This window comes from Sphingomonas yabuuchiae, assembly GCF_001477495.1.
Taxonomy (GTDB): Bacteria; Pseudomonadota; Alphaproteobacteria; order Sphingomonadales; family Sphingomonadaceae; genus Sphingomonas; species Sphingomonas yabuuchiae_A.
The window spans coordinates 1-2,896 of the sequence record NZ_LDTF01000151.1; the positions used below are offsets into that span (position 1 = coordinate 1).

Below are 2,896 nucleotides of genomic sequence, written 5' to 3' on the forward strand. Positions count from 1 at the left end.
TTCCGGGAGCAATCAGGCCCCACAACGGCCATTAGAGAAACTTCATCGCGAAGGCATTGCTCCACGAAGGGGTCGAGTAGCGCTTCGTCAGAAATCGGCGTGTGCAGGACGATTTTACGGGCGAGCGGCATAGTTATTGCCTAGCGGCACCGACGATAGCTTCCCACCCATTCCAGACATGATGGCAACCGACCACGTAGATTTTACCCGTAGCCTTCGACTTCGCTCAGGCTGAACGGAGGGGGGCGTGGGGCTATGGCCCAACCGCCGTTCAGCCTGAGCGAAGTCGAAGGCCACGCCATAACCCTGCCCACAAACCCCTTGCCCTCTCGTTCAATCCGTCTACACGCACCCCCAGTCAGAGGGCCGGGCGGCCGCGGCCTCGGGTAACCGGGGGCGAGGAAAGTCCGGGCTCCACGGAATAACGGTGCCGGGTAACGCCCGGCGGGGGTGACCCCAGGGACAGTGCCACAGAGAGCAGACGGCCACGGCTTCGGCCAGGTCAGGGTGAAAGGGTGCGGTAAAAGCGCACCGCGGGTCCGGTAACGGAAACGGCATGGCAAACCCCACCGGGAGCAAGACCGAATAGGGATGGCATGACGCGAAAGCGTCGGGGCGTGTTCCCGCCCGCTGTCCGGGTTGGTTGCTTGAGGCGATGTGCAAGCATCGTCCTAGAAGAATGGTCGCCCATCCGGCTTTTGGCCGGTGGACAGAACCCGGCTTACAGGCCCTCTGGCTTTCGCCCGCAAATTCGGGCAGCGTCCCGCGAAACTCGGCTTGGGAGGGCGCGGGGACATGAAGAACAGCACGAATTTCGTAACGGTGACGTTGGCGGGACTGATCGTCGCGACGGGCGCCGCCGCCATGGCGCAGCAGGCGGCTCCGGCGCCGGCCCAGACCATGCAGCAGCAATATGATGCCGCCACGGCGCTGGACGCGGGCCAGGACCCGGCGGCGGCGCTGGCCGCCTGGAACCACATCATCGCGCAGGTCAAGCCGGGCAGCCGGACCTGGGCGATCGCGATGGTCCGCAAGGGCGGTGCGCAATTCCGACTGGGGCAGATCGACGATGCGGCGGCGGCGATCCGCGCCGGTTTGGCCGTGCTGCCCGCCAAGGACCCCTCGCTGGCCGAGGACCGGTTCGCCGCGCATATGAAGCTGGGCGGCATCGCGACCGCATCGCTCGACTATGCCGATGCCACGGCCGAGTATCGCAAGGCGGCAGCGGAATCCCCCGACGATATCGGGCGGATGGCCGCGCTGCTGGCGACGGTGCGCACCCAGACCTTCACCGATCCGGGCGAGGCGCAGGCCACGCTGTCCCAGGCCGACGCGCTGGCGCAGAAGCTCACGCTGACCAAGGGCGATCAGGCCGCGCTGGAGCAGGCGCGCATGCGTCTGGCGCTGAATACCGGGCGGCTGGACGAAGCCAACAGGATGGCGCCCAAGATCGTGACGCTGCTGGGTGGCATGACCCTGAACAAGGTCGACCTTCGCGACGTCGCCGCCCGCTCGGACGCCGCTATCGCCGCGTTGCTGACTCATCACGAGGACAACGCCCGCGAATATATGGCCTATACGGGCGCGGGCCGTTCGACCAAGGGCAATTTCAACTCGGGCAGCGTGATGGCTCCGCCCGAATGCGGCGGCGAGGCCGACCTCAAGCCCGATGATGTCGCCGTCGTCCAGTTCAGCGTCGGCGACGACGGGACCGTCTTCGGTGTCGAGCCCATCTATTCCTCCGGCGGCGGGGCCAAGGGGCTAGCCTTTGCCCGCGCGGTCCGGGAATGGGTCTGGTCACCCGAGGAGTTGAAGGAACTGCCGCCCTTCTTCCGCTACAATGTCCGGTTGGAGATGCGCTGTTCGACCGCTTATAGCCGCCCCGCGATCGGGGATGCGCTGAATGCCAGCTTCGCCGAATGGCTGGAGAAGAAGGGGGTGGCGGCCCCGGCAAAATCGGGTTCGGTCGGGGCAGAGGCCCTGACCCGGCAGCGCGCCGCCCTTGCTGCGGCCGAGACCAAGGGGCAGGCGCCCGCGATCCTCGCCGCCGCCGCGCAGATGCTGGAAAATCCGACGCTGGGCAGTGACGATCGTGCTGCCCTGATCGCGAAGACCCAGCCGCTGGCGGCCGCATCGGACATGCCCGCCATGGCGCAGCTGGTCTTTGCCATTCCGGCGCAGGAAGGGCGCAATCGCGACTGGCGTGGGGCAGGGCGTTATGCCGCCGTCATGACCCCGCTGCTCGCGCAAAAGCCTTTCGCCGACGACCCGCAGGCGCGGGCCGCGCTGCGCCTCTGGATCGCGGACCGGACCGGCGAGAAATATGCCGGCCCCTATCTGCAACAGGTCGCCGACGACAAGGGACTGGACCCGCGCGATCCGCTGCGCGTCGGTGCGCTGATCCGCCTGGCCTCGGCAGCCAAGCGGCAGGGCGATCTGGCCCTGGCACGCCAGACCTTCGAGAAGAGCGGGCTGGCGGCCTCGCAATGCGCGACGCTGGACGCGACGCCCAAGGTCGTGACCTACCCCGGCAGCAGCGCCTTCCCGCAAGAGGCACAGCGCTGGGGGTTCGAGGGCTGGGTGCGCAACCAGTTCGACATCGGCGCCGATGGCCGGGTCGCCAATGCCCGGACGTTGATTAGCTATCCTCCCTTCATCTTCTCGCAGGCGGCGGAGAAGGCGTTCACGTCGATGCGCTATGAAAAGACCTATCGCCCCGATGGCGGTCTGGGCTGCGGTGCCAGCGTGAACGGCATCCGGTTCCAATTGCCGAAGTGATCAGAAACACTTGGTCATATCGTGATGCTATTGCGTTGAACCAACGCAAGCCCCTCCCCTTCAGGGAAGGGGTTGGGGTGGGGCCTTGCCACCAACGCCTCGCTTGCGGAAGCGCCCC

1 protein-coding gene and 1 other RNA gene are annotated in these 2,896 nt (G+C 66.8%); both read left to right on the top strand.

Going from position 1 to position 2,896, the window contains the following annotated elements:
- Positions 1-358 precede the first annotated feature (358 nt).
- Positions 359-740, top strand: an RNA gene (gene rnpB, locus NS355_RS17750) — RNase P RNA component class A.
- Positions 741-795: 55 nt separating this feature from the next.
- Positions 796-2,778 carry an energy transducer TonB gene (locus tag NS355_RS17745; protein ID WP_058746870.1) on the top strand — a complete coding sequence of 661 codons (1,983 nt, stop codon included), beginning with the start codon at positions 796-798 and terminating at the stop codon, positions 2,776-2,778.
- The last annotated feature ends 118 nt before the right edge of the window (positions 2,779-2,896 follow it).